Here is a 5,689-nt window from a genome sequence, read left to right as displayed (position 1 = left end):
CGGCCGGTCCGGGATGTCGGTCCGGCCGCGCCGGTGGTGGCTCAGGCCGGGATGTCGGTCCGGCCGCGCCGGTGGTGCCTCAGGCCGGGATGTCGCCGAAGCCCGCTTCGATCAGGGCGAACAGCTCCCGCATGGCCTGCTCCTGGTCCTCCTGGCCGCGGATCAGGCTCGCGGTGTCCATCACGAACCGGGCCAGTGCCGCGGACCTGAGGTCTCCCTCGGGGGCTCCGGCCTCGGCCGCGATGGCCGCGGCGAGCGCGAACTCGTGGCGCCGCCACATCCGGTCCCAGTACTCCACCAGTTCCGGCGTCTCCCGGACCAGGTTGATGTGCGCGATCACCGCCGGATCGTCGCTCCGGCGGGTCGCCCGGGTCGCCACGAAGTGGTCGCGCAGGGAGTGCAGGACCGACCGGCCCGGCGCCCGGTCCCGTACCGCCGAGACGAGCGCGGCCTCGATGTCCTCGTCCTCGTCGAAGACCAGGGCTTCCTTGCTCGGGAAGTGCTTGAACAGCGTGGTCACCGAGACGTCGGCCTCCTCGGCCACGTCACGGACGCCGACCTTGTCGTACCCGCGCTCCAGGAACAGGCGCAGCGCGGCATCGGCCAGGGCCTTGCGGGTCTGGGCCTTCTTGCGCTCACGGCGCCCCACGATCTCGGTCATGACACCACTGTACCGCTGGCGCGTATTCGATGCACAAGTTGACTGGATCCACTTGTTGACCGGCTTCACGTGGTGCGGACCCGTGGGTCAGCGCAGGGCCGTGGCCTTGTCCTGCCGGTACGTGGCAACCAGCGCGAGGCACATCCCCGCGATGGCGATCCGGCCCGAGGCCTGGAGCAGCGGTCCGCGCAGCAGGATGAAGGAGTACCCCGCGACCAGCGGGACCACCGTGGAGATCAGGCTGCCGGGCGGCGAGCTGCGCCGGGCGCGCTTCGCGTAGCGCCGGTCGACGCGGGCGGCGGCGTACCCCATCCCCAGGAGCCCCGCCCCCATCCCCAGCGGCCCGAAGTCGAGCCACAGCTCGGCCCAGATCGGCGAGGACAGGTTGGTGTTGACCGTGCCCATCCACTGGCCGACCATCACGCCGGTGTCGCGCGGCTTGCCCGACCACACCGAGCGCGGCACCGCGAAGAAGACCGATCCCGCGAGCTGGCGCCCGTAGGAATGGCCGGGACCGGAATCGGAGAAGGTGATGGTGTTCGCGAACATGCCGATCTGGTCGTAGTCCTTGAGCGCCATCGGCTCCAGGAACGAGGTCGTCTCGACCGGCTTGTAGTTCTTCTCGTCGTAGCGGAAGCGGTCCGCGAACGGGAAGACGAGGAGGGCGATCACCACGGCCATGGACAGCGCCACCCGGTACATCGCGGCGCTCACCGGGAAGACGGTGAAGAGCAGCGAGAACATGACCGTGAGGAACCAGTAGCGCGGGTTCGAGATCGGGTTGTTGACGATCAGGTTGAGGACCGCGAGCGCCGACCAGGTGACGATGATCGACATCTTGCGGCGGGCGAACTTCGAGGTGATCAGCCAGCGCGTGTACAGCAGCAGGGCCAGCAGCGCGGGGACCGTGCCGAATCCGCGCAGCAGCGCCTGCCCGGCCTGGCCGTCCTGGGAGACGCCCGCTTCCTCGATGCCCGCGATGATCTCCTGCCGGCTGGAGAAGAACACCGCCGGGCCGCCCAGCTTCACGATCAGGGCCGCACTGCCCAGGAAGGCCACACCGGTCAGCACGTAGAGGCGCCTGCGGTGCGCCATGACCGGGCGCGGCTCCTTCAGCGAACCGCCCGCACGGCCGGCCGGCCGGTGGCGGGCCAGCAGCACGCCCACGTCGAAGACGGCGCAGCCGAGCAGCACCAGGCCGATGGCGGCGGTGAGATCGGAACGCGGGCCGACGACGGGGGTCGGGACCTGGCCGAGGACGGCCTGCGCGAGGGGGGCCACGCCCATGGCCATGTAGACGAACAGCCAGAAGGAGCCCTGGAGCAGCTTGCGGCGGCTGGTCAGCACCATCGCCGAGAGCCGGGCGCCCGCGTACATGGTGAGCAGGAGCTGCAGCCAGAACGCGGCGTCGTGCTGGCCCGCGCCGGGCTGGACGGCGACGAACAGCGGCAGGAAGACGGTGAACCCGAGCGCCAGCGGAACGGAAAGCGCCCGCGAGAGCAGCGTCCGCGGGGTGGTGACCCTGCCCCAGCTCTTCTCTTCACCCGGCCGCGGCGGCGCCGCCCTGGCGACGGCCCCGCGTATGTCGGTCGCCACGCTTGCCCCCACCCCCTGTGCCTGATCCGGGCGCAGTCTAGTCTGAGCGCTCGGCGCCCGGGGAGGCGCCTTCGAAGGCGCCGTCGTGGGCCGCAGTACGAGGGGGTGCCCGTGCGTGATCTTCCTTCCTTCACGCTGGCCGGATACGACAAGGGCCGCGGGCGGCTGACGCAGGCGCTCTGGTTCGCCGTGATGAACACGCTCTTCATGAGCTGGCTGTGCCCCGCGCGGCTGCGGGTCGCGCTGCTGCGCGCCTTCGGGGCGCGGATCGGCGAAGGGGTGCTGATCCGCCACCGGGTGCGGGTGCTGTGGCCCTGGAAGCTGACCGTGGGCGACCACGCGTGGATCGGCGAGGGCGCCTGGGTGCTGAACCTGGAGCCCGTGACGATCGGCGCGCACGCCTGCATATCGCAGGAGGCCCTGCTGTGCACCGGCTCGCACGACCACCGGGCCGCCGACTTCCGCTACCGCAACGCACCGATCACCGTCGAGGACGGCGCGTGGGTGGCGGTACGGGCCACCGTGCTGGCCGGGGTGACCATCGGCCGCTGCGCGGTCGCCGGCGCCGGGTCCGTGGTCCACAAGGACCTCCCCGCGCTGACCCTGCAGACCCAGGACGGGCACCGCCGCCCGGTCGAGGAACCGAAGTGAGCGCCCCTGTGAGAGTCCTGCACGCCGTCACCCTGCACTCCCCCACGCACGCCTTCGGCGGTCCGGTACGGGTCGCGCTGAACCTGGCCAAGGGGCTGCGGGCACGCGGCCACGAAGCGAGCCTGCTCGCGCTCGGCGAGGGCTTCCCGGAGCCCTGGCCGACCTCGGTGGAAGGGGTCCCGGCGAAGCTCTTCCCCGCCCGGCGCCTGCTCCCCCTCGGCTTCAGCGGGATGACCTCGCCGGCCCTGCTCGCCTCCGCGGGCCGCCTGGTGCGGGCCGCGGACCTGGTCCACGTGCACCTGGCCCGGGACCTGGTCACCCTGCCCGTCGCCCTGGCGGCGCTGCGGGCCGGCAAACCCCTGGTCCTGCAGACCCACGGCATGGTCGACCCGAGCGGGAAGCTGCTGGCCAAGGTGCTGGACGCGCTGGCGGTACGCCGTCTGCTGCGCGGCGCCGACGCCCTGCTGTACCTCACCCCGCACGAACGCGAGGGCCTCGACGCCGTGGCCGGGGCGCCGCTCCCGAACACCGTCCGCCTGGTCAACGGCACCCCGGCGCAGGAGGAGCGTCCCGCCCTGACCGGACCTCCGCGGATCCTCTACTCGGCCCGCCTGCAGGCCCGCAAACGCCCGGTGGACTTCGTGGACGCCGCCCCGGCCGTCCTGGCGGCGCACCCGGACGCGGAGTTCGTGGTGGCCGGCCCGGACGAGGGCGAACTCGCGGCGGTGCGCGCCCGCATCAGCGGCCTCGGCCTCTCCTCCCGCTTCACGGTGCCGGGCGCCCTGTCCGGCGCGGAGGTCCTGACGGAGCTGCGCCGCGCCCACGTCTACGTGCTCCCCTCGGTGGAGGAGCCGTTCCCGATGTCGGTCCTGGAAGCCCTGTCGGTGGGCGTCCCCTCGGTGGTGACCCACTCCAACGGCCTGGCCCGCGACATCGCCCGCGCGGGCGCCGGCCGCGCGGTCGACCCGGGCCCGGCGGGGGTCGCGGAAGCGATCCTCTCCCTCCTGGACCCCTCCGAGAACACCACGGCCTCGAAGTCCGCCCGCACCCTGGCCGCATCCGCCTTCTCCATGGACGCGGTCCTGGACACCCTCCTGCCGGTGTACGAACGCATCTCCCGCTGAGGAGGCGGGCCTTACGCCCCCGGACTGTGGACGTGGGCCGCGAGGGTCCGGGCCACCGCCCTGACCTCGGCGTCGACTTCGTCCACGGTGCGGTCGCCGTACTCGAGGATGTCGTACGCGTCGTCGAGCTCGGCGAGCCGCCGGGTCAGGGGCGGCTCGTGGCCGTAGCGGCGGTGGATCCGGAGGGTGAACTCCGAGGGCGTGAACGCGCCGGCGAGCATGCGGCGTGCGAGCGCCGAGGCCGCGGCCTCACGGCCGGCCCCGCCTTCGAAGGGGTAGAAGACGAGGCCGAGCTCGTGGAGTGCCGCGGGCAGCAGGTCGTGGACGTCGTAGGACGCCTCGGCGTACGTGCACGCGGCGAGGACCCGGAGGCCGGGGGTGTCGAGGCCGGCGACCAGTGCGTCGCAGGCCACGTCGACGACATCGCTCCCGGTGACTTCGCCGACGCTCCAGAGCACCACGTGGTCCTGCAGGGCGTCGGCTGCTGCGGTCTCGGTCGGCGTCATCGGCCCATCGTGCCTTCGCGGCCCCGTCCGGGTCGAGTCGGTTTCGCCGAAGGTGCAGGTCGGCGGGGTGTTGTGGCCGGGTCAGAGGCCGCGGCGGGTTTCGTCGACCACCGGGAGGGCGCCGACGCGGCGGCGCTTGAGGACGCTCGCGTAGACCGCGAGGCCGAGGGCGCCCGCGATCATCATGATGACCCCGACCAGGTCGAGGTTCACGCTCTGCAGCTGCCAGTCGCTCGCGAAGGTGAGGATGGCCCCCACCACGATCAGTCCTATGCAACCGCTGATGCCCCTCATGGGATCCGCCTCCAGCATCGTGGACGGGGTGCAGCCCCGCCGTGTGGAAGCTCGAATGCCCCCGATACGGGAACGAAAACGCCCCCACCGCCCGGGAGTTCGGGCAGCGGGGGCGTTCGGGGTGCGGGGAGCGGCTACGCCGGGATCCAGGCGTAGCAGCCGTTCGAGATGAACTGGGCCGTGCCGGACGGGATCTTGGCGGTGATCTTGTCGCCCGGGTTCGGCGGGGACGCCGGGCCCGAGGCCAGGGCGGTGCCGTCCTTGGACTTGGCCTCCCAGGTGCACGTCGTGCTCTGGGTCAGGGCGCGGTAGGTGCCCGCCGCCGGGGACTCCTTCGTACCGTCCGGGAAGCCCTTCGCGGAGGCGTCGAGGACCGGCTTCTGCTCCGGGCACAGGAAGGTGATCGCGTCCTTCGCGCCCGGGATCTCCCCGGCCACGAGGGCGCCGACGGCCGCGTCCTTGTCCCGCTTCGCCGTGCGCTCCACCCGCTGGCAGGCCTCCTGGCCGCTCTGCAGGACGGCCGCCGGGTCCGTCTTCTCCGGGACCCGGCCGCTGAGGTACTGCTTCTGCGGTGCGGTGAAGCTGCCCGTCTTGGGGACGAGCTTCGCGTCCGGAAGGACCGCGCCCGTGGGCTTCGCGTCCGGCGCCACCGGCGCCGGGGCGGCGGTGGCGTCGGCCGGGTCGGGTGCCGGCGAGGCGGCCGGCGGCTTGGGCGAGGCGGCCGAGGCTTCGGCCTTGCCGTCGCCGCCCGAACTGCAGGCGGTCAGCGTCAGGGCTGCGGCCAGCAGGACGGCGGCCGCCGCGGAGCGTCGGTACATGAGGTGGCTCCCGTACGTATGAGAGGGGTGTGCGGGGTC

At 72.7% G+C, this 5,689-nt stretch carries 7 protein-coding genes; 2 read left to right on the top strand and 5 right to left on the bottom strand.

Translation table 11 applies throughout. The features are described 5' to 3' along the window. Positions 1-79 precede the first annotated feature (79 nt). Together ACFWNV_RS39140 and ACFWNV_RS39135 are read right to left on the bottom strand one after the other, a co-directional pair. The gene (locus tag ACFWNV_RS39140; protein ID WP_383956961.1) at positions 80-661 is read right to left on the bottom strand and encodes a TetR/AcrR family transcriptional regulator; all 582 of its coding nucleotides are present in this window, start codon (positions 659-661) and stop codon (positions 80-82) included. 87 nt (positions 662-748) lie between these two features. After that, complete coding sequence (locus ACFWNV_RS39135; protein WP_383956958.1) at positions 749-2,257, bottom strand: hypothetical protein; 1,509 nt, start codon at positions 2,255-2,257, stop codon at positions 749-751. A gap of 111 nt (positions 2,258-2,368) precedes the next feature. Here ACFWNV_RS39135 and ACFWNV_RS39130 point away from each other — a divergent pair, with 111 nt between their 5' ends. Further along, entirely contained in the window at positions 2,369-2,908 is a 540-nt protein-coding gene (locus ACFWNV_RS39130) for a WcaF family extracellular polysaccharide biosynthesis acetyltransferase (protein ID WP_383956955.1), read from the top strand. 8 nt (positions 2,909-2,916) lie between these two features. Further along, on the top strand, positions 2,917-4,032 hold the full coding sequence (locus ACFWNV_RS39125; protein ID WP_383956967.1) for a glycosyltransferase: 1,116 nt from the start codon (positions 2,917-2,919) through the stop codon (positions 4,030-4,032). An 11-nt stretch (positions 4,033-4,043) separates the two neighbouring features. On the opposite strand, the gene ACFWNV_RS39120 is transcribed toward ACFWNV_RS39125, so the two are convergent. From ACFWNV_RS39120 to ACFWNV_RS39110, 3 genes are all read right to left on the bottom strand, one after another. After that, positions 4,044-4,538 carry a hypothetical protein gene (locus ACFWNV_RS39120; protein WP_383956952.1) on the bottom strand — a complete coding sequence of 165 codons (495 nt, stop codon included), beginning with the start codon at positions 4,536-4,538 and terminating at the stop codon, positions 4,044-4,046. 81 nt (positions 4,539-4,619) lie between these two features. Beyond that, complete coding sequence (locus tag ACFWNV_RS39115; RefSeq protein ID WP_383956950.1) at positions 4,620-4,832, bottom strand: hypothetical protein; 213 nt, start codon at positions 4,830-4,832, stop codon at positions 4,620-4,622. Positions 4,833-4,966: 134 nt separating this feature from the next. Then, positions 4,967-5,650, bottom strand: a complete 684-nt coding sequence (locus tag ACFWNV_RS39110) for a hypothetical protein (protein WP_383956964.1) — start codon at positions 5,648-5,650, stop codon at positions 4,967-4,969. Positions 5,651-5,689 lie beyond the last annotated feature (39 nt).

This window comes from Streptomyces sp. NPDC058401, assembly GCF_042722885.1.
Classification (GTDB): Bacteria; Actinomycetota; Actinomycetes; order Streptomycetales; family Streptomycetaceae; genus Streptomyces.
This window is presented reverse-complemented; position numbering and strand designations above follow the sequence as displayed.

Excerpts from the sequence above, each read along its gene's own strand:
- ACFWNV_RS39140 (WP_383956961.1), bottom strand. The coding sequence starts at position 661 with ATGACCGAGATCGTGGGGCGCCGTGAGCGCAAGAAGGCCCAGACCCGC.
- ACFWNV_RS39120 (WP_383956952.1), bottom strand. The coding sequence starts at position 4,538 with ATGACGCCGACCGAGACCGCAGCAGCCGACGCCCTGCAGGACCACGTG.
- ACFWNV_RS39115 (WP_383956950.1), bottom strand. The coding sequence starts at position 4,832 with ATGAGGGGCATCAGCGGTTGCATAGGACTGATCGTGGTGGGGGCCATC.
- ACFWNV_RS39110 (WP_383956964.1), bottom strand. The coding sequence starts at position 5,650 with ATGTACCGACGCTCCGCGGCGGCCGCCGTCCTGCTGGCCGCAGCCCTG.